At 49.6% G+C, this 22072-nt stretch carries 19 protein-coding genes and 1 tRNA gene; 8 read left to right on the top strand and 12 right to left on the bottom strand.

The window, feature by feature from the left end:
- Window positions 1-119: 119 nt before the first annotated feature.
- The 3 genes from mraY to WCV72_00555 form a co-directional block, all read right to left on the bottom strand.
- Window positions 120-1208, bottom strand: coding sequence for a phospho-N-acetylmuramoyl-pentapeptide-transferase (gene mraY / locus WCV72_00545; GenBank protein ID MFA6457863.1), 1089 nt, complete (start codon window positions 1206-1208; stop codon window positions 120-122).
- 10 nt (window positions 1209-1218) lie between these two features.
- Window positions 1219-2058 carry a D-alanyl-D-alanine carboxypeptidase family protein gene (locus WCV72_00550; protein MFA6457864.1) on the bottom strand — a complete coding sequence of 280 codons (840 nt, stop codon included), beginning with the start codon at window positions 2056-2058 and terminating at the stop codon, window positions 1219-1221.
- A 112-nt stretch (window positions 2059-2170) separates the two neighbouring features.
- Entirely contained in the window at window positions 2171-2872 is a 702-nt protein-coding gene (locus WCV72_00555; GenBank protein ID MFA6457865.1) for a pseudouridine synthase, read from the bottom strand.
- Between the two features lie 38 nt (window positions 2873-2910).
- Here WCV72_00555 and dnaX point away from each other — a divergent pair, with 38 nt between their 5' ends.
- From dnaX to WCV72_00570, 3 genes are all read left to right on the top strand, one after another.
- A complete protein-coding gene (gene dnaX / locus WCV72_00560) occupies window positions 2911-4416 on the top strand; it encodes a DNA polymerase III subunit gamma/tau (protein MFA6457866.1) in 1506 nt (501 codons plus the stop codon).
- Between the two features lie 39 nt (window positions 4417-4455).
- Window positions 4456-5706 carry a S41 family peptidase gene (locus WCV72_00565; GenBank protein ID MFA6457867.1) on the top strand — a complete coding sequence of 417 codons (1251 nt, stop codon included), beginning with the start codon at window positions 4456-4458 and terminating at the stop codon, window positions 5704-5706.
- An 85-nt stretch (window positions 5707-5791) separates the two neighbouring features.
- A tRNA-Leu gene (locus tag WCV72_00570) sits at window positions 5792-5876 on the top strand.
- A gap of 60 nt (window positions 5877-5936) precedes the next feature.
- Here the strand turns inward: WCV72_00570 and WCV72_00575 are convergent.
- Both WCV72_00575 and WCV72_00580 read right to left on the bottom strand, forming a co-directional pair.
- Complete coding sequence (locus WCV72_00575) at window positions 5937-6191, bottom strand: hypothetical protein (protein ID MFA6457868.1); 255 nt, start codon at window positions 6189-6191, stop codon at window positions 5937-5939.
- 97 nt (window positions 6192-6288) lie between these two features.
- Window positions 6289-7611 carry an O-antigen ligase family protein gene (locus WCV72_00580; GenBank protein MFA6457869.1) on the bottom strand — a complete coding sequence of 441 codons (1323 nt, stop codon included), beginning with the start codon at window positions 7609-7611 and terminating at the stop codon, window positions 6289-6291.
- Between the two features lie 58 nt (window positions 7612-7669).
- Between WCV72_00580 and WCV72_00585 the strand changes: the two genes are divergently transcribed.
- The 3 genes from WCV72_00585 to WCV72_00595 all read left to right on the top strand — a co-directional run bounded on the left by WCV72_00585 (window position 7670) and on the right by WCV72_00595 (window position 11401).
- Entirely contained in the window at window positions 7670-9028 is a 1359-nt protein-coding gene (locus WCV72_00585; protein ID MFA6457870.1) for an aspartate kinase, read from the top strand.
- Window positions 9021-10247 (top strand): chromate efflux transporter, encoded by a 1227-nt coding sequence (chrA, locus tag WCV72_00590; protein MFA6457871.1) that lies wholly within the window; start codon window positions 9021-9023, stop codon window positions 10245-10247. The genes WCV72_00585 and chrA overlap by 8 nt, the downstream gene beginning before the upstream one ends.
- Window positions 10248-10402: 155 nt before the next feature.
- Window positions 10403-11401 (top strand): aspartate-semialdehyde dehydrogenase, encoded by a 999-nt coding sequence (locus tag WCV72_00595; GenBank protein ID MFA6457872.1) that lies wholly within the window; start codon window positions 10403-10405, stop codon window positions 11399-11401.
- Here WCV72_00595 and WCV72_00600 read toward each other — a convergent pair.
- The gene (locus WCV72_00600; protein ID MFA6457873.1) at window positions 11367-14408 is read right to left on the bottom strand and encodes a hypothetical protein; all 3042 of its coding nucleotides are present in this window, start codon (window positions 14406-14408) and stop codon (window positions 11367-11369) included. The genes WCV72_00595 and WCV72_00600 overlap by 35 nt on opposite strands.
- 1 nt (window position 14409) lies before the next feature.
- Complete coding sequence (locus tag WCV72_00605) at window positions 14410-14640, bottom strand: hypothetical protein (GenBank protein ID MFA6457874.1); 231 nt, start codon at window positions 14638-14640, stop codon at window positions 14410-14412.
- Between the two features lie 99 nt (window positions 14641-14739).
- On the opposite strand from WCV72_00605, the gene WCV72_00610 reads away from it, so the two are divergent.
- The gene (locus WCV72_00610) at window positions 14740-14946 is read left to right on the top strand and encodes a hypothetical protein (GenBank protein ID MFA6457875.1); all 207 of its coding nucleotides are present in this window, start codon (window positions 14740-14742) and stop codon (window positions 14944-14946) included.
- A gap of 185 nt (window positions 14947-15131) precedes the next feature.
- Entirely contained in the window at window positions 15132-15581 is a 450-nt protein-coding gene (locus WCV72_00615; protein MFA6457876.1) for a hypothetical protein, read from the top strand.
- On the opposite strand, the gene WCV72_00620 is transcribed toward WCV72_00615, so the two are convergent.
- The 5 genes from WCV72_00620 to WCV72_00640 all read right to left on the bottom strand — a co-directional run bounded on the left by WCV72_00620 (window position 15582) and on the right by WCV72_00640 (window position 21735).
- On the bottom strand, window positions 15582-16787 hold the full coding sequence (locus tag WCV72_00620; protein MFA6457877.1) for an AI-2E family transporter: 1206 nt from the start codon (window positions 16785-16787) through the stop codon (window positions 15582-15584).
- A 405-nt stretch (window positions 16788-17192) separates the two neighbouring features.
- A complete protein-coding gene (locus WCV72_00625) occupies window positions 17193-18284 on the bottom strand; it encodes a DUF3048 domain-containing protein (GenBank protein MFA6457878.1) in 1092 nt (363 codons plus the stop codon).
- 15 nt (window positions 18285-18299) lie between these two features.
- Window positions 18300-19007, bottom strand: coding sequence for a 50S ribosomal protein L25 (locus tag WCV72_00630; protein MFA6457879.1), 708 nt, complete (start codon window positions 19005-19007; stop codon window positions 18300-18302).
- A gap of 129 nt (window positions 19008-19136) precedes the next feature.
- Window positions 19137-19583, bottom strand: coding sequence for an SRPBCC family protein (locus tag WCV72_00635; protein ID MFA6457880.1), 447 nt, complete (start codon window positions 19581-19583; stop codon window positions 19137-19139).
- An 88-nt stretch (window positions 19584-19671) separates the two neighbouring features.
- On the bottom strand, window positions 19672-21735 hold the full coding sequence (locus tag WCV72_00640; GenBank protein MFA6457881.1) for a sodium-translocating pyrophosphatase: 2064 nt from the start codon (window positions 21733-21735) through the stop codon (window positions 19672-19674).
- Between the last annotated feature and the right edge of the window lie 337 nt (window positions 21736-22072).

Raw genomic sequence — 22072 nt, forward strand, 5'->3', positions numbered from 1 at the left:
GGTAGTTGGTAGTTGCGAAGCGACCACTTTGGTATTCGTAGTTTTTTTAGATAAAAAGATAATGCTAAAAACCAATAATCTTTTTGAAAAACTATTAACTATCCTCTATCAACTATCAACTAATTTCCCATGCCGACGATGCCGAGGATTAGTCCGAGTCCGGCGAGCACCGCGCCGATGAGCCAGAAGCGCATGACGATTTGGTGCTCCGGCCAGCCTAGTTTTTCGAAGTGGTGGTGCAGCGGGGCAATCAGAAAAACTTTGCGTCCGAAAAATTTTTTCGAAAAAAGCTGAATGATGACTGAGACAGTTTCACCGATGAAAACAGCCGCGATGAAAAACAGTGGCACGACGGAATTCGTCAGCATCGCAATCACGCCGAGCGTCGCGCCGAGTGAATAGCTACCGGTGTCGCCCATGAAGAATTTCGCGGGTGGAACATTCCACCACAAAAAGGCAACGATGGCGCCGACGATTACCGCGCAGAGTGTCGCGAGCAAAAGCATGCCGTGAAAAAAAGCGAGCAAACCGAAGCTGCCGAAAGCAATCGCGAGCAGACCGCCAGCGAGTCCGTCCAATCCGTCCGTGATATTCACGGCATTCGCACTCGAGAGGATTACCAGGATAAAAAGCGGAACATACCAAATGCCGATATTGAAATCACCGAGGCGCGGAAGATGGATGAGGCATGCGTTCGCTGCGCCATCGAGACAGCCGAGCTTCGCGAAGAACCACCAGGCACCGACTGCCGCGAAGATTGTCAGCCAAATTAATTTCGGGCGGACGCGCAGACCTTTTTGTTTGCCGACGCCGCGGATATTCCACCAGTCGTCGAGCATGCCGAGCAGTCCCGCGGTGACGAGCGTGAAAAGTGGAATGTAAGTTTCGCTGCGGCTCCAGAGGCTATTCGTCGTGATGCCGAGCATTTGCGGGATGAAAGACAGCAGCACCATCGCGACGACCGTGCCCCAGATCACGACGCCGCCCATCGTCGGCGTGCCGGATTTTTTCAAATGCAATTCACGAAAAATCGTCGAGACCTTGCCATCGACCGAGCTGTCGCGAATCTGCTGACCGAGTCGATTGCGCTCGAGGAAGCGGATGAAAATCGGCGCGAAAATCATCGCGACGACGAAGCTCAGTCCGCCGAAGCCGAGGATGAAGGTGAGGTTGTGCAGGTTCGCGGTACTCGAAAGTAGCTCATTCATTTCATGAATTTTACCATCGAAAATTTTCCTCAGCCCAGGCGATCAGGCTCTTCGCTTCCTGGAAGCGATTTGGCGAGCGTAAAACAATCGCGAGAATTTCTCGACCATTCCCAATTTCTGCAATCGTCGCGACGCATTCGCCGGCGGCGTCGGTGAGTCCGGTTTTGAGTCCGCGAATTTGCAGGTAGCTGCCAAAAAGATTGTTCGTCGAATAAAGTTCGTGGTGCAAGCCGTCGATGGAGTCGATCCCGGTCTTGCTCGTCGCGACCGTTTGCCGCAAAAAATCATCGCGCAAAAAATACTGTGCGAGTGTCGCGAGGTCGCGCGTCGTCGCGAAATTCGCGGCATCGTCATAACCGACCGGATTGGCGAAGTGCGAATTCACGAGTCCGAGCGCGGCGGCTTTGGCGTTCATTTTTTCCACAAAAATTTCGGTGCCGATTTTCTCACCGAGCGCGACGGCGGCATCATTTGCTGAATCAATCAGCAGGGCTTTCAATAAACTCGCGACTGAAATTTGCTCGCCCGCGCGCAGACCGACTTTTGCCGGAGGCTGATCGGCCGCGGCTGCACTCACGGTGACGATGTCACTCTGTTTGAGATTTTCCCGCGTGACGACGGCAGTCATCAATTTCGTGAGACTGGCGATGGGCAATTTTTCATCCGGATTTTTCGACCACAAAATTTTCCCGCTCGTGAGATCGACGACAATTGCTGCCTGAGCGTTGACGACAGGCTCGCTGAATTTCACGAGCGTTGGCGCAGCGTGAATTTCCAAAGTGGTGATTGGCGGAATTGTGGTCGCGGGTTCACCAGTCAGACCGAGTAGTGCGAAAAAATTTTCAAACATCGAGACGAGGATTAAGGATTAAGAAGTAAGTTAGTAAGGAGTAAGTTTGTAAGAACTAAGAAGGTGAGTTAACCCACCACCTAGGTGGTGGGTTAACGGAAAGGGTTAAGAGTTAAGTTTTTTTTAAGTCAGCAACTTCCTTCGCGGTGAGTGGACGATATTTGCCGAGCGCGAGTTCGCCGAGTGTGAGATTTTTGACGCGCACTCTTTTTAGCTTCAGGACTTCGCAGCCGACTTTGCCGAAAATTTTGCGCACCTGGCGGTTGCGACCTTCGCGCAAGATTACACGCGCTTTTCTTTTCTCCAACATTTTGACTTCGGCGGGTTTGGTCTTGCGACCTTCGAGCGGCACGCCGGCTTCGATTTTGCGGATGCGTTCGTCAGTCAGATCGTCGGCGACTTCGACTTCGTACTCTTTTTCGCTTTCGAATTTCGGGTGGGTGAGCGTGAAGCTCAGATTGCCGTCGTTCGTCAAAATCAAAAGTCCGGTGGTGTCTTTGTCGAGGCGCCCGACCGGGAAAATTTTCCATTCAGCTGGAAAAAGATCCAGCACGATTTTTGGCTCGGTTTTCGTTTTGGCATTCGAACAGACGAAACCAGCAGGTTTATTGAGCATGAAATAAACCAGCTCCGGCTTGTCCGCCAAAGTTTGCTCATCGACCTCGACGCGATCTTTGTCCGGATCGACTTTCGTTCCGAGCTCGCGCGTGATTTTTCCATTCACGCGGATTTTTCCGGCGGAAATTAATTCGTCGGATTTGCGGCGTGAGGCCACACCTTTTTCGGCGAGAAATTTATTTAGGCGGATTTCCACTTTTCCAATTTTACTCGTAAAATCGGGCTCCGTTTCCAATGAGTTTTTATCGCAAATATCGCCCGCAAAAATTAGCCGAAATCGTCGGTCAGGCGCATGTGCGCCAGACTTTCGCAAATGCGCTTTCACGCGGCGGACTTTCGCACGCTTATCTTTTCACTGGTTCACGCGGCACCGGCAAGACCTCGACGGCACGCATCATCGCGCGTGCGCTGAATTGTCTCAATCCGGGCGCGGATGGCGAGCCCTGCAACGAGTGTGACATCTGCCGCGATGCGTTGCTCGGGCGTTTGGTTGATTTGATCGAGATTGATGCGGCGTCGAATCGCGGCATTGACGAGATTCGGGATTTGAAAGAAAAAATTCAATTCACGCCGAGTCGCGCCAAATTCAAAATTTATGTGATTGACGAGGTGCACATGCTGACGAAGGACGCTTTCAATGCTTTGCTCAAAACTTTGGAAGAACCGCCAGCACACGCTTACTTCATTCTCGCGACGACCGAACCACACAAAATTCCCGAGACAATTATTTCTCGCACGCAGCGCTTCGACTTCCACCGTTTGACCGAAGCCGAGATTACCGAGCATCTCGCGACCATCGCGCAAAAAGAAGGCATCGCGTTTGAACCAGCGGCACTCGGTCTGATCGCGCGCCAGTCGGCGGGCGGGATGCGCGACGCACTCGGCATGCTCGAGCAGCTCGGCGCGGGCGGCGCGGTTTCTGTCGAATCTGTTTCGCAGAATCTCGGACTCAGTCGACCGCAGGCAGTCGAGGATTTCGTCTTCGCATTACTTTTCTCGAAACTGACTGAGGCACTTGCGACGATTGACGGCTTGGTCGCGGAAGGCGCGAATTTGATTCAATTCAATAAAACCGTGCTCGCGAAATTGCGCGAGGTGATGCTCCAAAAAGTCGCCGAGAATAAATTGCCTGAAGCCAAAAAAACGCTCGCAATTATCGACGAATTTACCCGCGCCGGTGAAGAACTGAAAAACGCGGTGATTCCGCAGTTGCCGCTCGAAGTGGCAGCGATTTCAGTTTGCGCTGCGCATGTCGCTATTCCGTCCGCGTCAAAAATCGAACCCAAGACGGAGGTAGCGCCCAAAGTGGAAATTAAAAAAGCGCCCGATCAGACAGAAAAAAAATTTGCGGCGGTCGTGACCGAAGTGGCAGCGCAAAAAATTGACACTGGTGCGGCGATTTCCATCCCGCTAGTTGAGGCGGCGCTCCCGCAAATTCTCAGCAAGATTCAAAATCCGACCGTCAAGATGGTGTTGAAGGGTGCAAAAATTCTGGCGGCGGATGGTGTGACGCTTGAGCTTGGCGTCGGGAGCGACTTCCTCGTCGGCAAACTCGATGCGGCGGCGCGCAACCTACTCGCTGAAAAATTCGCCGAAGTGCTAGGACGCAATTTGCAGATTAAAATTGTGCGCGCGGAAATTCAAATCGCCTCGGCCGCGCCGGAAATTTCCGAAAAGCCTCAAACGAAACCGCGAACAATCGCTGATGCCGCTGAGAATTTATTCGAAGAAGGCTGGTAGGAATTTAAAATTCTAAATTTAAAATTTAAAATTAAAACAATGAACTCAAAAAAGATTGTCACCGCACTAGCGATTTTCACGGTCGGATTTCTCGCGGGGCATTTCGTCACGCCGCAGCTCGTCTTGAGCGCGCCAGCTGAGATTGCCGCGGCGCCTGCGCCGGAAAGTGCGCTCACGAATTCCGCCACAGTCGGCGACCTCAATGTCCCAATCTTCGACCAAGTCTGGCAAACGACGATGGCGAAATTTGTCGATGTCGAAAAGCTCAATTCCCAGAAAATGTTTTACGGCGCGATGAAAGGCGTGGTCGCGTCGCTCGGTGATTCGCACTCGGAATTTCTCGATCCGCAGGAGAGCGCGGAATTTCGCGATTCGCTCGCGGGAGAGCTGACCGGCATCGGCGCCGAGATCGGGATGCGCGACCAAGTGCTCACGATTATTTCGCCGCTGCGCGGTTCGCCGGCGGAACGCGCCGGACTTTTGCCGGGTGACCGCATTTACAAAATCGACGATGAGCTCGCGGGCGAACTCACCGTTTTCGAAGCGGTCAGCAAAATTCGCGGAGAGATTGGGACCACCGTCAAGCTCACAATTTTTCGCGGCGAAGAACTTTCACCCCGTGAAATCACGATTACACGCGAATTGGTCGAAATCGCCAGCGTGACTTCTGCAGTCCGTGATGATGACATCGCGGTCGTGACAGTCAATACTTTCGCCGACAATACTGCGGAAGAATTTGCGCGGACGCTTGCCGAGCTCGCGCTCAAAAATCCAGAAGGCATTGTGCTGGATTTGCGCTACAACGGCGGGGGATTTCTCGACGCCTCCATCGCGATGGCTTCCAATCTGCTCGCGAGCGGGAATATCGTCCAGATTCACGAACGCGGTAAATCGGACGAGACGATTCCAGTTTCTGGTGCGCCGCTTTTGCCCACGACACCGCTCGTCGTTTTGATCAATGAAGGTTCGGCCTCGGCTTCCGAAATTCTCGCGGGAGCGCTGCAAGACGCCGGACGCGCGAAGCTGCTCGGCGAAAAGAGTTTTGGCAAAGGCACGGTGCAGGAATTAATTTCCGAATTCGCCGACGGCAGCACGCTGCGAATTACGGTGGCGAAATGGTTCACGCCAAATGGTCGCGCTATTGACGGTGTCGGTCTCGATCCGGACATCGTCGTCAAAATGCCGCTCGAAGATTATTTCAGTGATCGCGACCCGCAGCTCGATGCTGCGGTAAATTTTCTCAAAACCGGCGAGACTCCGAAAGTTGAAAAATCTGCCGAAGGAAATTAAAATCTCGCAACTGCTCGGGTGGTGAAAAAATTCCTGGCTGCCTTTATATCTGGTTAACAGTAAGCTAACTTGAAATCTAGAATGTGCTCGGGTGGTGAAATTGGTATACACGTACGCTTGAGGTGCGTATGCCGCAAGGCGTGGAGGTTCAAGTCCTCTCCCGAGCACCAAAAATCTTCTTAATTAAAAGATTGAGGTTCTTTTTTGGCGAGCAGGTTCTAATTTGTAATTCAAGCCACCCCGTCACAACCTATTGCGAGTAATTCATCAATTTTCGTTCGAATCTTGAGATATTCTTCGCGAGCCTGATCGGCAAGTTTTTTTAACTCGGGATCGTTCGGATTCTCTTCACTTGCTTCGTGAAGTTTATTGTATTCTTGGAGCGCGTCATCTCTTTTGCCTTCGAGATTTTCCAGTCTCGTAGTTATGTCAATAAAATCAGTTCCGGAGTCAATTGATCCGACATTTTTTTCGGCAGCAGTCATTTAATAAAATTAAAGGCGCGAATTTTTACATTAAAATAAAATCTTGTCAACTAGATTATTTGGGCTTATTTTCTAGTCTGATTTGGCTTAGCCGATTTCAGTCGCGTTTCATGAGCAGTCCTGCGCTGACGAAAAAAATCAGCGCCAGTGGCGCGAAGAAAAGCGAATTCACAAAAATTGAATGGACGAGCAGCCCGGCGCAGGCGGAGAGGAAGCCCCAGTTTTTCGCGCGGAAATGTGCGGCGGCGAGATTCCACAAAAAAATTCCAAAGACTGCGAGTCCGCTGATGCCCGTCATCGCAGCGATATTGAGCAGCGAAGCATCCGAGCCAGTCGCGGCGTGCGAATCGGCGGCAGAGAAATTTTGGTGAAATTTATACGCGCCGAAGCCGACTCCGAGCAGGGGCTTTTCGGCAAAAATCCGCCAGCCTTCGTTCCAGCTGTTGACGCGCAGTTGCGCTGTCGGATCGAGGACTTGCTGTGAGGCGTTGCCGAGCGATTCGACCGACTGGCTGAATTCGCCGACGCGTTCCGCGAGTCGTGGCGAACCCGCGATGCTGAGCATCGCGACCAAAATTCCGGCGAGCAAAATCCGCCGATTGCCAAAAATTCCCAAAATCAAACCGGAGACGCCGAGTGCGAGTAGTCCGCTGCGCGAAAAAGTCAGCAAGAGTGCGACACCGAAAATTCCGGCGCTGGTCAAAATCAAAACTTGGCGTCCGGAATTTTTTTCACGCAAGAAGCGTCCGCCGAGGAGTGCGAGTAAAAAGGCGAAGCCGCCTGCGGCAAAATTTGGGTCCAAGAAAGTCGAGGTCAGACGACCGATGTGCGGGTCGAAGCCGAGCTCAGTCAAGCCTGCTTTCGTGAAGTCGGGCAAGATTTGGAAAAGCACGAAGCCAGCGACTGCGAACAAAATTCCACCGAGCAGCAAAATCCGGAAGACCTGTTCGGTTTCTTTTTTCGTCAAATCCCGCGCGACGAAAATCAGTCCGGAGATTCCGACGAAACGGAAAAAATACAAAAGTGCGAATTTGAAATCGGCGCTCGCGAGCCCTGCCGAGCCGAGTAGCAAACTTAAAAATCCGATTGCCCAAAAAATCAGCAGACTGCCAGTGACGGCATCGAGTTCGATTTTTTCCTTCGCCAAAAATTTCCGAGCGAACCAAAGCATCAGTACGGCTGGCGCGATAAGGTCGAGCAGCAAAAAAGAAACTCCGCCCAATTCGACCCGTCCGAATTCGCCCGCGAAAGCGGCGATGATTGTCGCAGCGAGACCGCAGACGGGGAAGCGCAGTGCGAGCAGCCCAAAAATTCCCGCTCCTGCCACTGCGAAAATCAGCTGCGGAGCGAAGACGGCACTCGTCGCGAGTGCGAGAATTGCCAGACTTAAAGCGATTTTGTTTTGGGCGAGCGGGTGCACGCGCTTGATTTTAGCGTGTCGAGAAGGTAATTTGGAGTGGAATTTTAATTTCCCCAAAATGCTCGTTCGTAAATTTGGCGGTACCTCGATGGGTTCGACCGAGTCTATTTCGACGGTAGTCAAAATAGTCCAATCTTACCGCGGCGAACAGGTCGTGGCTGTCTCGGCGATGTCGGGTGTGACTGACTCGCTGCTCGCGGCGACGAAGGCGGCACTCGCGGGTCGCCGCACGCTGGTCAAAAAAGTCATTGCCGAAATGCTCGCGCGTCACATCGCAACGGCGGGCAAGAACATTCAAAATGAGAAAGTTTTGGCGGAGACGAACCAGTATTTCGAAAAAGTTTTGTGTGATTTGTCGAATTTTCTGAAAGCGATTCAGGAGCTCGGCGAACTTTCGATTCGTTCGAAGAATACGATTATGGCAGTCGGGGAGCGACTCTCTGCCAAAATGCTCGCGGGGATTTTGACTTCCGCTGGTTCACCGGCCGAGCAGCTCGATCTCGAAAAAGCCATTCCGCAAAAATTCAAAAAGGCCGATCACGATTTCTACATCGCGACGGAAAAAATCTTTGCGCAAAAAGTTCGCAAGATTATCGCCAAAAAGAAAATTCCCATCGCGACGGGCTACTTCGGCTGGGTGCCGGGTGGCATGCTCGACGCGGTCGGGCGCGGTTATTCCGACTACTGTGCGGCGCTCATCGCGGCTGGTGTCGCGGCGAAAAGCCTCGAAATTTGGACGGATGTCTCTGGCATCTTGACCGCTGATCCGCGCAAAATTCCGCAAGCCAAAATCATCGACGACATTTCGAGTGAGGCGGCAGCGGAGCTGGCGCACTTCGGCGCCAAGGTCATTCACCCGCAGTCGATTCATCCGGCGATTCGTGCGAGGGTGCCAGTCTGGATCAAAAACACTTTTCGCCCTGGTGATCGTGGCACGGCGATTCTCCCCGAGATCAAAAATCCCCCACAGATCATGACTTCGGTGACCTGCAAAAAAGGCGTGACCATCGTGAATATCGCGAGCTTCCGCATGCTGCTGCAGTATGGTTTTCTCGCCAAGATTTTCAATGTCTTCGCGAAATACGAAATTCCCATCGATGTAGTTTCGACTTCCGAAGTTTCCGTTTCGGTCACGATCGAAGACGAATCGAAATTGCCAGAAATTATCAAAGAGCTCACGCCGATTTCCAAAATTTCCGTCCATCCAAAGAAGGCCATCATTTGCCTAGTCGGCATGGGCATCTACAAACGCCGTGGTGTTGCCGGTGAAGTTTTCGCGACACTCGGTGCGGCGGACATTTCCATCGACCAGATTTCACAGGGTGCGAGCGAGATCAATATCACTTTCGTCGTCGACGAAAAAGACGCTGACAAGGCAGTCGCGATCCTGCACAAAAAGTTTTTTGAAAATGCTTGAAGCCAAAATTTCGCGCCGCCCGACGCTTCTCGAACTTTGCAAAACTTCTCTCTATATCGGCGCGATTAGCTACGGCGGTCCGGCGATTTTGGCGCAGGTCAAAAAATTAGTTGTCCACCAAAAGAATTGGCTCACGGAAAAAGATTTTTTGGACGGGCTCAGTCTGGCGCAGATTTTGCCGGGAGCGACGGGGATCAATATCATGGGTTACATCGGTTACCGCATTCACAAAATTTGGGGCGGAATTTTCGCGCCGCTTTGTTTCGTTTTACCGGCTGTTATTTCGATGCTGCTGCTCTCAGCGGCGTACTTTCTTTACGGCAATCTGCCGGTGATTCAGTCGGCGATGCTGTCGCTCGGTGCGCTCGTGGTCGCGTTGCTCGCGAATGCGACCCTGCAATTGGGTCAGACCGTTTTTAAAAAAATTAACGCGAAAACACTTAAAGGTTTTTTTATCGCACTGCTGACTTTTGTCGGCGCATTTTTTTTCCAGCTCAGCGTGCTTTGGCTCGTGCTCCTCGCGGGAGTGCTCGGAGTCGGATTTTATTATTTCACAGCAGAATTCGAAGACGAACATTTGGCACTGCATTCCAAGGGTCGGCATCAGGTGAAGCTGCACGCGGACCGGCTCAAATTTTTCGACTATCTGCCTGTGTTTGGTGTATTGCTCGTGATTGGTGGGATTTTGCTCTGGCCGAATTTGCGTGAAATTTTCACAACTTTCTTCGGGATCGGTGCTTTTTCTTTCGGCGGCGGCTTCATCGCGATTCCACTCATTCAGCATCAGATCGTCGACCAATTGCACTGGCTGAGTTTGGTCGAATTTCGCGACGGCATCGCGCTCGGGCAAGTGACGCCCGGACCAGTCTTCATCACCGCGACTTTCATCGGCTACAAAGTTTTTGGCATCGTGGGTGCGCTGGTTGCGACCCTGGCAGTTTTCACACCTGCGCTCACCGCGATGATGCTGCTCGCCGGCGTTCACGCGAAGGTCAAAGAATTAAAATTGGTCAAAGTCATCATCAAAGGTTTCCTCGCCGGCTTCATCGGACTGCTCGCCGCCGTGACGCTCCAGTTCGCGTTGAGTTCGCTCACCGATTGGTCGACCTGGCTGATTTTTTTGGTGTCGCTCTTCGTGCTGCTCTATCTCAAAAAAGATGTGCTGTGGGTCATCCTCGGCACGGTTTTGTTTTCGCTATTTTTGACAGTGCTGGCGTAAATTTTTCACTTCGATTTTTTCGGGCAGCGAAATTTGACTGCTATTTTTTAGCCAAAATTTGAGCTAATTTTAAAAATGATTTTTTCCGCTAAAATACTGCCTAGTCTTTAGCTCGATTTGGAAGTTTTGGTCTCTGTATTTTTAACCCCTCTCACATGGCTCAATATAAAGTTGGCGTGATTGGCGCGACGGGTGCGGTCGGAATGGAAATGGTGCGTGTTTTGCATGACCGCAAATTTCCAGTCGGTGAGTTGCATCTTTTCGCGAGTGAACGCTCCTCGGGCAAAAAGATTGCCACGCCGTTTGGTGAAATCGAAGTCGAGTTATTTTCAGTTGAAGCAGCTCGCGAGATGGACTTCGTTTTTCTCGCTGTGTCGGGTGACTTCGCGACTGAGTTCGCGCCGCAGATTGCGGCGGAGGGCGGAGCAATCGTGATCGACAATTCTTCGGCCTTTCGTTATGACGAAAAATATCCGCTCGTGATTCCGGAGATCAATCCGCAGGAAGCCAAAAAAAGCCGCCTCATCGCGAATCCGAATTGCACGACCGCGATTCTCGCCGTGGCGCTTTATCCGCTCCACAAAAATTTCGGCGTGAAGCGCGCAATCGTCTCGACTTACCAGGCGACTTCCGGCGCGGGCGCGGAGGGCATGGCGGAGCTGGAAAATGAAACGAGAAAATATTTGGCTGGTGAGCCAGTCAAGAACGAAATTTTCGCGCATCCGATTCCTTTCAATCTGATTCCCCACATCGATAAATTCCAAGATAATGGCTACACGAAAGAAGAAATGAAAGTGACTTGGGAGACGCGCAAAATTTTCGGTGAGCCAGAATTCAAGCTTTCTTGCACGGCGGTACGCATTCCGACTTTCCGCGCGCATTCCGAGAGCTGCACGATCGAGACTGAGAAGCCGATCACACCGGAGGCGGCGCGCGAAATTCTCCGCAAAGCTCCCGGCGTGAAAGTCGTCGATGACACCGCGAAATTAGAATATCCGATGCCGCTCAACGCGACCAAAAAATACGATGTCGAAGTTGGACGCATCCGCGCATCGCTCGTCTTCGAGCATGGTCTCGATTTCTTCGTCTGCGGCGATCAGCTGCTCAAAGGCGCAGCGCTCAACGCGGTGCAGATTGCGGAGCTATTGGTTTGAGTTTTTGGAATTTTTGAATTCCTTGTTGCATGGCATTAGCCATATTTATAGCAGTTTTTTCAAGTGTCTGGGTTGTTTGAGATTTGCCTCGATTGGCGACTATTAAATAATCAACTACAGATTTATTTCTTGAATCAAAAATATTGCCCGCATTTTCTTTTAGCCTTTCAATAATTTTAGTTACGGTCTCTTCATCGTTGCCCATATCGTCGTCGAACTCTAAGCCCTCTTCGTGGAGCGCCCACCCTTTGCCATTCCAATAAATTCCTTTTTCGCCACGATCAGTTTCGTTGAAAAATACTTTTAACTCTTCGATGGTTCCATTCTGCTCGTAGCCTAAAATTTTTGCCGCTTCGAAAAGAGCATAGGCGATTGGAGATTTGTCCATTTTGATTTCGCGATTTTGGATTTCCTTTTCGAGTTTTTGAATCTCACTTTGAGTTGATATTTTTGCAAGATTTTCATTGCCTTCATGAATTTGATAATTTTCAAAATAGATAGCTGAGTCGCGAAAAACTTTTTTGGCGAGTGCAGCATTGTCGGCATAAAAATCACCAAGAGTGTTTTCGATATATTTCAAACGAATTGATTTTTCTTTTGGCTCGGTCAATCCCAGATCCAAAATCGCTTCCCAAATTTTTCTTCGAGTTTCTTTTTTCTCTTTCAAAACACTCTCGACAGTAACTCCAGGCATGACTGAGCGATAACTGTCGCCGACTGTAATTTCATTAGGTGTTGTGATAATCGAATGAAATAGTTTTTCAGGATCGCGGTTGGTCTCTTGAATCCAATCGAGTGGTTTTCGTTTTGCTTCTTGAGCTGAATCAAGCCCTCCATTGATCATAAATAGATAAGGGGTGGAGGCTGCGCTCAGCGCTGCAGAGCTAGCAGCGCCCATTCCTGTGGCTGCGACTGTTGCTATTTCTGCTGCGCCCAAGCCTGTGTTTACGCCAGTTTGCTTCCATTTCAAGTCAGCAACCTCTTCGTTGTCTTCCGTGATAGCGTCGGCTGCGCCTAAAATTCCGAAACCGGTGACTAAGGCTGGTCCCAAATATCGAAGAGTATTCTGCATCAATTTTTTTGATGCACCAACTTTTTTACCAATCTCCAAAAATTCTTCTACAGATTCTTTCATGGCTGCAGAATTTGAGACCCCCTTTTCTTTAGTAATTTCTGTCGCGCGATCCTTTAAAAGTCTTGCAATTTCCTTGCGACGCGTAGGAGCATCTTTAATTTTTATTGCTTTTTTAAAGTCCGGTGCTCTTAGTGTTCTTATAACCTTAAGTCGAGTTTCTGTGAGGTCTTTGACTTTTTTCTCGGCGGCTTCTCGCATTTCTCTGAATCCTCGCCATTCTTCATCTGGCGCCCAGCTGCTCATATCTACTGCGATTTCTTCATTAATTCTCGCCTTTAGCTTGTAGAATTTAATTTTTTCGAGTAGGCGTGCAGGTTTACCTGTGCGTGCTGCTGGATTTTCAATTAGTCTTTTTGGCGTATCCCAAAGAAGCTCTTTTGCCTCTAAAGCCTTGAGCTTATAGATGCCCTGATAAGTTTTCATTATCTCAGGCATATTGGCTTTGAGACCGAAGCCATTTTTTATAAGCTTATATTGTCCGTAAGTTGCGCCTTCTACTGCACCTTTGGCTAGTCGTCCGGCTATTCTGAGCGGGTTCATCGTTCGATTTTTGTAGGTGAGCTCAAAAATAGATTTAGTGACGCCCACACTTGCTCCGATTCCGGCAATCGCGGCATCAACCTTAACCAACATGCCCCCTCTTTGCCACCAGGGATTTTTTGAATCCATTAACCAATCCCCAAAAGCATTGATTAATTTTGGTGTGGTAAAAAATGTAAACACAACAGTGTCTTTACCGAGGATTGCTAAGTTAATTAGTCCGTCTTTTGTAACCTCAACTACAGCCCAGCCGCCTTCTTCTTTAGCTGATTCAAAAACTCTCGAAAAACTTTCTTTAGACGCTGCCAAGTCCGGAGGCCACTTTTTAAGACTTTTCCCAAACACCTTTACTGCCATGGCAGTCTTGGGCATCACTTTAGCCAAATACTCGGGAGTGCCCTGATTTTTTTCAGGAGGTTGGCTATTTTCTTTATTTTGTTTTTCATTTTCATTAGAACTTTTATTCTCTCCATTCAACCAGTTAGATAATTTTTTGATAAGACTCTCTGGATTTGTTATTTCTCCAAGTTTGCCAGACACACTCTCTCCGAGCATCTTGAATCCCAAAACTGCAGCACCTAAACCCAGCGCTCCTCCCGCAAATTTCCAGAAGCCCCCGTTTCCTTTTTCGGCAGAATCAGATTTTTTTTCTTTGCTTTTAAAAAGCATTAATATGCTGAGAATTGCGACTCCGCCTACCGCGAGAGCAGCGGCACGCGGATTTTTTTCTTGGAATTCCTTGGCGGATTTTAGAGCTTTACCTAAATCGCGTTTTCCGGCACTGATTAAAGTTTCAGTTTTTCCTTCCGAGCTTTGCCAAAAATCTTTACTAGAAACAACCTCATAAACATCTAGACCATCTCCTGCTAAAGACTTAACTGCTGCCCAGAGCGCCGGATTTGCTTCCAATTTTTTTTGAAAATTAACTTCGATTTTTCCTTGCAGATCTTTGGGCTGCAAGTCTTTCAGTTTGGCATTAGGGTTGTTTTTTAGAAAATTTAAGATTTCCCAACTGGCTTCAGTTTTTTCGATTAGGATTGGATCTTCTTCGGCTTTCTCGATTTTTGCCTCAAACCCATCATTTTTTTCGCTGCTTCCAATAATTTTTTCAGCCTCTTGAATAATTTTTTCTTTTTCCTCTGATGTTTTGGCTTTAAGAATGTTCTCTCTTAATTTGATTAGGTCTTCATTTTTTTCACCAACAACTTTTAAATAAAAATCGACTTTCTCTTGAAGGCGTTGGTAATCGCGATCAAGTGATTTTTTTTTCGCTTCGACTTCGACAAGAGGTGTTTTTTCTTGAGAAGTTTCGATCTTGGAAACCTGGCTCATATTATTCGTTTTTATTAGTTTTTTGTGGGACGGCGTCCATTTTTTTCCGGAATTCGTTAGCGATCCGCAGATTCACGAGTTGGGCTTTCGCGGCGCGTTCGGGTAAGAAATTTTTGGGCTTTTTGACTTCCAGTTTTTTGCGCAAAGTTTGTAACTTCAATGCAGTTTTTTCTCGGCGCAAATTCTTTTTGGCGAGCTCGTCGAGGGCGCTTGCGAAGTTGGAATTTTGCATTTTGGTTTCCTGGTATTTTACCATAAAAACCAGCTTAGAGCAAAGACTTCCCAGCGAGCGAGCTTTCCGCTAGAATCCGCTTCCGTTAACTTCAAGCATATGTCTCGTGGAGGCACCAAAGCGCAGGCTTCGCAGTGGATTTGCTCGGTATGTGGCAAGCAAGTTGATTCGGCAACGATCATCAACAAAGCCACGACTCCGAAAATCGAAGGTCGCAATCGTTACTGCAAGCACTGCCGCAAGCACACACCGCAGAACACGAAAGCCGAGAAATCCGGTTCGCTCGGTCTCGCGCGCAACAAATAGTAGGATTATGAAGACGATTAAGAGTCTTGAGGATTCTAAGGATTTTGAGTTTTAGTAAATTATCCAATCAAAATTTTTAATTTCTCAAATTTTCTTGTCATCTTTGCGGTCTTTCTTTTGCTATAATCAAGCAAATTTGACTGAAATGAGCATATTAAATTTTCAATTTTCAATTTTAAATTAATTTGCCTACTTGGATTCTTTTCGGGATTGGAGCGGCACTGCTGCTCGGTGCGGCGAATATCCCGCAGAAGCTCGCGCTTGGCGGAATTTCGGCACACATGCTTTCACCTTTCGCATACGGCGTACTTTCCGGCATCGTGATTATCGTGATTAATCTGGCACTGTTTCTGTACTACCGCGATGACGCGCAATTCTTCGCCAAAAAAGAGTGGGGCTTCGCGCTGCTCGCCGCAGTCATGTTTTCGCTCGGTTCAGTCTGCATCGCGCTCGGCTATCGCCGCGGTGCGCCGACCTCGAGCTTCGTCGCACTTTTCAATACCAACACGCTCGTCGCGACTGTACTCGGCTTAATTCTCCTCAAAGAATTCACCAGTCTGACTGCGCTCGGCATCGTCAAAATCATCATCGGTGCGGTGCTTGTGATTGCCGGCGGGATTCTGGTTTCGGTTTAATTATTTCTCGCGCGTCGAATAGTCGTTGACGAAGACTGAAATCGCCGTCGCGATTGGCAGGGAAATGATGATGCCAACGACCGGATTGATGGTCTCGGGGAAGCTGGCACCGACGAGCATCGCGAACATTATGATAATTGGCGAGAGACCGACGGCTTTGCGCATCACGAGCGGGACGATGATGTTATTTTCGAGCTGCTGGACGCCAAAGTAGATTACAACAATCACGAGCGCGAAGACCGGACCGCCTTGGCTCAGTGCCAAAATTGCCGCAGGGATTAAGGCTAAAAACGGACCGACATAAGGCAGTAATTCCGTGAAGCCGGCGAAAGTCGCGAGGGTCGCCGCATAATGTACGCCTGCAATTTTTAGCACGACATAGGTCAGCAGGCCGATGATAATCATCAAAATAATTTGTCCGCGCATCCAAAGACCAAGCTTGTCTTTGATGAGTGTGCCTTTTTCCAGGAGATAGTGATGGAAGCGGTGCGGGAAAAGTTTGATTAAAAAACTTTTGATTCCGTTTTCGTCGATGGTCATGAAGAAGGCGATCACAAAAACGAACACGAAATTCACCACTCCGCCAGCGACTGATTTCACCACCGCAAAAGCATTTTGGCTGATGGCGCCCAAAAAACTGAGACCAGCAGCAATGTTTTCGCGGCTGAGATTTTGTTGGAGGTTGGTCAGGTAATTTTGTAAATTGGTGATTTGCGTTTGAATGGCTGTGGTGTCGATGCCGAATTTTCCGACCCAATCCAAGACCGCGGTCGCGAGTTTCGGAATTTCATTCGCGAGGATTGGCACGAATGAGGCGAGGACTAGCCCGACAACTCCCACGAAAACAACATAAATCAGCAGAATTCCGACTGATCGCGGAATGTGCCATTTCTGCATTTTGTCGACAGCTGGATCAAGCGCCACTGCGATGAAGGCGGCGATGAAGAAGAGTGCGAGAATATTTTTAATCGCGAGCAAGAACCAACCGAGCGCGATAATTCCCAAAATTGCGAGAGTCGCGCGCGCGACCGAGCTCGTCGAAATACCGACCTGCACAGGACCGCGATTTTTGTCCGATGTTGTTGTCAGCTTTTTTTCGAGAGCCAGCAAGCGCCGGTTTTCCTCGCGAGTGCGAGCGGCCTCCTCACGAAGCGAAAGCAAAACTTTTTTGGCTTTGCCAATGAGGTGGGAAAAATTATTAATCATCGGCGCAAATTTTAACCTGCGCTCACTCGGTCGGCAAACTTCGATACACTTGGAACATGAAACACATAGCATGGAACATGGATGGTCATTGGTCATTAGGTTCGGAGGGTTATTGGTCAGTTGGTCAATAAACCGAATCTCGAAACATTGGAACATGGAGCACGGAGGAGGTTTGAAAAAGCCCCTCTTTCGCAAAGAAGGTTTGGGGAGATTTAGCGTCGCGAAGTGGTGGGTTAACGACAAGTGCGGATAAACTTTGGGAAAAAAGTGAAACGCTTGAAATTCCAGCGCCAGCACTCCTGGAATTAATTCCGGGGTTAAAAAACGAGATTAATAAAAAATTAAAAACTTGAGACGAGAAATTCGAAAACTCTTCGCGACCCAAACTTAAACTAGCTTCGAGATTCAAATAGCTTTCGGGATTTTGACCCGGGCGCTGGCATCCAAAATTTCGATGAAAGTTTGACCGGGATTGAGGCTCACGGGTCGGCCGAAATTGTCGAAAAATTTGGTGCGCCCGTCGATTTTGCGCCAGACTCCGCGCCAAAATTTTCCCTCCGAAAAATACCATGCCGTATTTTCACCAGTCGTCTTGAGCTCAAGTCGTCCCGCGTCGTCGATGGGGAAATACTCCGTGAATTGGATGATTATGTTCGCTGGGCGAATCGCGTTGCCACCTGCCTTGTGCGGTACGCCGCCGATTTTGCGAGCGTATTTGCCGTCAGTTGCATCGTAATTATATTCGACCAGATAGCTCGGCAAACTGAAATCAAGCGAAAATTGGCGCACATCGGTTGCCGTCGCCGGAATTTTTCCGGAGAAATCGAAGCGGCTTTCCAGCGAATTATTTTCGGGCAAATTTACCCGGACATCCGCCAGATTTACGAAAAGATTGTGCGGTGCTAAAAATTGAAAGTCACGGTAGACCATTTCGCCGTCCTCGTCGAAGTCCGCCAGATTGCTCGCTGCCAATTTCGTGAGCGCTTCGGTGCTGCCGCCGGCATGTACCAGTGCGCCGCCGAGCTCCGCTGCCCACTCGACGAAATACGGTCGAGCAGAGCGCACGGGCCCGACTTTCTTAGCTTCGCTTGTGTCGAAGACTGCGAGGAAGCGCGTGATGCCACCCTCCGCCAGTGCTTCGATCACGATGCCGGCTTCATCCAGTCCGCGCATTTGTGGACGACTGGCGGGCAAGTTTTCGATGATTACGCCGACCAGCTTGACCGCCACTTTGCCTTTGATCACGCCGCCAGTGAGCGGTGAGATTCCCGACTGGGTTTTCGGCAGAACTTCATTCTCGATTGTGGGTGGCACGATCAAATCACTAATCGAGCGGGTGAGGGCATCATCTCGATTCGCACGAGAGGAGCCTGAAGCCAGGTATTCGAAAAAAAGTCGACCAAGAATCAGTGTGACCAAGAAAATTATTATGCCGACGAGAATGAGAAGCAGCTTCTTCCGCCCGCGCAAATCGCGCAAAAAAGTGAAGTCCACCATTTCAGATTCAGAAGATTATTTTTTCTCGCCGCCTTTCTTTTCCGTGTCGCTTTCTTTGCTTGCCTGCGCTGCCGCTTTTTCTTTCTCGGCTTCTTTCTTCACATCTTCGCTGACGGTATCGCCGACATCTTTGGCGAGTTCGTCCTCGATCTGTTCGGCAGTCTTCGGCGCGATGATTGTCACCAGCATGGCTTCGGCTTCTTCCAGAACCTCGTGTTTTTTAGGATCAATTTTCAAATCCTTCACACGCACGCTGGCGCCGATTTGTTCGAGCGAGGCGATGTCGATGACGATTTCTTTGAGAAGGTCGCGTGGCAGACACTTGATCTCGATCTCACTTTTGCCATGCGTGAGGATACCGCCCAGGCTCTTGACCGCAGGACTTTCGCCAGTGAGGTGAATCGGAACTCTGGTCGTGATTTTTTTGCCGCGTTCAATCTGCATCAAATCGACATGCGAAAATTCATCTGTAATCGGATCGTAATCGACATTGTGTACCAGAATCTCGCGTGGCTCCTTCTCACCTTCGACGGCGAGATTGATAATCGAGCTCGAACCAGCGGCGCGGAAAAGTTTGCGGAAAGTCTGGTAATCCAGCGTGAGGTGGAGATTTTCTTTACCTTTGCCGTAGTATTCCGCAGGGATTTGGCGCAGAGCGCGCAGTTTGCGCGTTTTCGCCGCGAGATTGCGGGGCAAGGCGGGGAGAGTCAGGATTTCATTCATCGGAAAAAATTAGCCGGCAGATTTTAAATAAAAGTTTGGAAGAAAGCAATTCAAATAGGAAATATCCGGACGGTCTAATGTTTAAGGATATGAGAAGTTTTGGAAAATTCCTTTTAAATATATTTCTCACTATTTTTCTAAAATTTTTCTCAGTTCATTCACTACAGCCTTTTCCCATGCTTTCATGGCAAACCAGCCGATAAGTGGCTTGGCAATAATTCGCAACCACTTTTTATGAATATCAACCTCGTAAACATAGTTGATTTTTGTGCCACCTCTCACCTTTTTCAATAAAAACTCCTCATGCCCTGATATGCCGAGCTTCGAATTCTGGTTATCAGAAATAAAACCTCTTTGTGGGATGATTTTGGTTTTCATTTTGACAGGGAAAGTGGTGCCAAAAGATTTTACTTGAGCGTCAATTTCCAAACTATTGCCTTCTCGTTTTGTAGTAACGAGCGATTCGGCAACTTTAGGAAAATTTTTTGGCATGTTCTCAAAATCAGTAACGATGTTGAAAACTTCCTCAATAGGAGCTTTTATTATCCATGAATCTTCTAAATGAATATGCTTCATGATTTAGGGTGAAAAATTTATTTCCGAAACACACCAAAACTATACGCGATATGCGGTTTCCCTGCACTTTCTAGGGTGGTCAATTCTTTTACATGTGAATCAACCCGCCCCAGTTCGCCAAGATGGCGGCGAGAATCAAAGCGATGGTGTTGATGACTTTGATCAAGGCATTGATTGCGGGTCCGGCAGTGTCTTTGTACGGATCGCCGACGGTGTCGCCGACTACCGCGGCTTTGTGCGCGTCGCTGCCTTTGCCGCCGAATTTCCCATCTTCAATGTACTTCTTCGCATTGTCCCAGGCACCGCCGCCATTCGACATCATGAGTGCGACGAGTAAGCCGGAGGCAATTACGCCGATCAGAAGTCCCGCCAAAGCGATTGGTCCGAAGAGATAGCCGACGATGATTGGCGCCGTCACAGCGATGAGGGCTGGTACGATCATTTGTCTCAGCGCGGCTTTCGTCACGATATCGACGCAGCGCGCGTAGTCCGGTTTGGCTTTGCCTTCCATGATGCCTTTGATTTCACGGAACTGGCGACGCACTTCCTCGACGACGGAGAAACCGGCGCGACCGACGGCCTGCATGCAGTAAGCGGAGAAAATGAAAGGTAAGAGCGCGCCCAAAAGTAAGCCGACTAAAACCGGCGGATTATTGAGTGAGAAATCGAAATTGCCGCTTGGATTATTCGCGAGCAGCGTGTCACCGTAAGCCTGGAAAAGTACCAAGGCGCCGAGTGCGGCTGAGCCGATGGCATAACCTTTCGTCACGGCTTTGGTCGTGTTGCCGACGGCGTCGAGCGCGTCCGTAATTTTGCGCACTTTTTCCGGCTGCTTGCTCATCTCGGCGATGCCACCGGCGTTGTCCGTGATCGGACCGTAGCTGTCCATCGCGATGACCATGCCTGTGGTCGAGAGCATCGCGACTGCGGCGATGGCAATTCCGTAAAGTCCGGCGAAGTGGTAAGCGACCACGATGCCGCCGACGATGGTGAGCGTCGGCCAAAAAGTTGATTTGAGACCGATGGCGAGACCTTCGATGATGTTGGTGCCGGCGCCGGTGGTTGAAGCTTTCGCGATGGAACGCACAGGAGCGTAGCGCGTCGAGGTGTAATACTCCGTGATGGCGACGAGCAGGATCGTGATGACATAGCCGACCAAGCCAGCGTAAAAAATATTCGTGTCGCCCGTGAGGTTTTCATTGATATAGTAAAAAGCGATTGCCGCCAAAAGCGCCGTCACAAAAGTACCCTGATACAGAGCGCGCATGATGTTATTTTTCTTACCGAGTCGGACGAAGAAAGTTCCGAAGAAAGTCGCGACGATGGAAGCGGCTCCGACCGCGAGTGGTAGGAGGACATGATTTTCCGTCAACGCATTTTCCCCACCGAGCGAAATCGCTGCCAAAACCATCGCGGCAATCATCGTCACGGCGTAGGTCTCGAAAAGATCCGCGCCCATACCGGCGCAGTCACCGACATTGTCACCGACATTGTCAGCGATGGTCGCGGGATTGCGCGGGTCGTCTTCCGGAATACCGGCTTCGACTTTGCCGACCAAGTCCGCTCCGACATCAGCAGCTTTCGTGAAGATGCCGCCACCGACGCGAGCGAAGAGCGAGATGAGTGAAGCGCCGAATCCGAAGCCGACCAGAGCTTCTGTCGCTGGGTAAATCGCCAAGCCGACAACTTTCGTCAGATAGAGATACAGTGTCGCGACTCCGCCTAGGGCCAAGCCGACGACGAAGAAACCCGTCACCGATCCGCCCTTGAAAGCGACATCGAGTGCTGCGCTCAAACCTTTCTTAGCAGCTTCAGTCGTGCGGACATTGGCGCGCACAGAGACGCTCATGCCGATGTAGCCAGCCGCGCCAGAGAGAATCGCGCCACCCGCGAAACCAATCGCGAGATTCCAGCCCATTCCAGGAGCGAACGCCAAGAGGAAAAAAATCGCGACGGCGAAAGCTCCGATGACCAAATACTGGCGGTACAAATATGCATTCGCGCCCTCCTGAATGAAAGAAGCAATTTCACGCATGCGGCTGTCGCCAGCAGGTTTTTTTAGCACGCGGATGATTGTGATGATTGCCCAAGCGATGGCGAAGAGTGCGGCGCCGATGGCGAGCAGAGTGATGTTTGGCAGGGTGGTGGGCATGGAAATTAAATTAAATTTTTTAAATAAATAAGCCGGTGGATTTTAAATTAGAAAACTTTTTCGAACAACATCTGGTTAAGTCATCAAGTCTTCAAGTCGTTGAGTCATTGGTTCGGAGGGTGATTAAGTCGTTAAGTCGTTAAGTCGTTTAGTCATTGGTTCGGAGGGTGATGGGTCATTAAGTCATTAAGTCTTTAAGTCATTGGTTCGGAGGGTCATTGGTTAGCTGGTCGAATTTTCAAATAAATTCCGATTCCGTAAATTCCCTTCTTTCGCAAAGGAGGCCTGCCTGCCGGTAGGCAGGGTTAGGGAGGATTTTGAAAAACGAAAAATTCTT

This window comes from Patescibacteria group bacterium (genome assembly GCA_041665585.1).
In the GTDB taxonomy this organism is placed as follows: domain Bacteria; phylum Patescibacteriota; class Gracilibacteria; order JAHISY01; family JAHISY01; genus JAHISY01.

Bases quoted from the DNA above. Each gene is read 5' to 3' on its own strand.
- mraY (MFA6457863.1), bottom strand. From the start codon at position 1,208: ATGAATGAGCTACTTTCGAGTACCGCGAACCTGCACAACCTCACCTTC.
- WCV72_00550 (MFA6457864.1), bottom strand. From the start codon at position 2,058: ATGTTTGAAAATTTTTTCGCACTACTCGGTCTGACTGGTGAACCCGCG.
- dnaX (MFA6457866.1), top strand. From the start codon at position 2,911: ATGAGTTTTTATCGCAAATATCGCCCGCAAAAATTAGCCGAAATCGTC.
- WCV72_00565 (MFA6457867.1), top strand. From the start codon at position 4,456: ATGAACTCAAAAAAGATTGTCACCGCACTAGCGATTTTCACGGTCGGA.
- WCV72_00575 (MFA6457868.1), bottom strand. From the start codon at position 6,191: ATGACTGCTGCCGAAAAAAATGTCGGATCAATTGACTCCGGAACTGAT.
- WCV72_00585 (MFA6457870.1), top strand. From the start codon at position 7,670: ATGCTCGTTCGTAAATTTGGCGGTACCTCGATGGGTTCGACCGAGTCT.
- chrA (MFA6457871.1), top strand. From the start codon at position 9,021: ATGCTTGAAGCCAAAATTTCGCGCCGCCCGACGCTTCTCGAACTTTGC.
- WCV72_00595 (MFA6457872.1), top strand. From the start codon at position 10,403: ATGGCTCAATATAAAGTTGGCGTGATTGGCGCGACGGGTGCGGTCGGA.
- WCV72_00600 (MFA6457873.1), bottom strand. From the start codon at position 14,408: ATGAGCCAGGTTTCCAAGATCGAAACTTCTCAAGAAAAAACACCTCTT.
- WCV72_00605 (MFA6457874.1), bottom strand. From the start codon at position 14,640: ATGCAAAATTCCAACTTCGCAAGCGCCCTCGACGAGCTCGCCAAAAAG.
- WCV72_00610 (MFA6457875.1), top strand. From the start codon at position 14,740: ATGTCTCGTGGAGGCACCAAAGCGCAGGCTTCGCAGTGGATTTGCTCG.
- WCV72_00620 (MFA6457877.1), bottom strand. From the start codon at position 16,787: ATGATTAATAATTTTTCCCACCTCATTGGCAAAGCCAAAAAAGTTTTG.
- WCV72_00625 (MFA6457878.1), bottom strand. From the start codon at position 18,284: ATGGTGGACTTCACTTTTTTGCGCGATTTGCGCGGGCGGAAGAAGCTG.
- WCV72_00630 (MFA6457879.1), bottom strand. From the start codon at position 19,007: ATGAATGAAATCCTGACTCTCCCCGCCTTGCCCCGCAATCTCGCGGCG.
- WCV72_00635 (MFA6457880.1), bottom strand. From the start codon at position 19,583: ATGAAGCATATTCATTTAGAAGATTCATGGATAATAAAAGCTCCTATT.
- WCV72_00640 (MFA6457881.1), bottom strand. From the start codon at position 21,735: ATGCCCACCACCCTGCCAAACATCACTCTGCTCGCCATCGGCGCCGCA.